Source organism: Monashia sp. HAY1-5C (assembly GCF_056755255.1).
Window position 1 is genome coordinate 1 of sequence record NZ_JBPGXG010000317.1, and the last position, 289, is coordinate 289.

The window sequence follows — 289 nt, forward strand, 5'->3', positions numbered from 1 at the left end:
GTGCAGTCTTGGGCCACGCTCGACGATCGGCTCCAGCGCCTTTTCGACCGGCACATTCGGCGCATCATGGATGCTCGCCTGCGTGCCGAGCGGATTATGGGCCCATTTCACGGAGTTGATCAGCACCTTGTGGACGGTGTCGTTGTGATAGGTCGGGTAAGTCTCGTGGCCGGGGCGGAAATAGAAGATATTGCCCGCGCCACGGCGCCAGGTCATGCCGGAACGGAAGACTTCGCCGCCCTGGAACCAGGAGATGAACACCGTTTCCAGCGGCTCGGGAGCGGAGAAC

The 289-nt window shown here is 61.9% G+C and carries 1 protein-coding gene; it reads right to left on the reverse strand.

What is annotated here, in order from left to right; all coding sequences use genetic code 11:
• A partial coding sequence (locus ACR9ZK_RS21830) for a ThuA domain-containing protein (protein ID WP_481344049.1) occupies window positions 1-289 on the reverse strand: 289 nt, incomplete at both ends.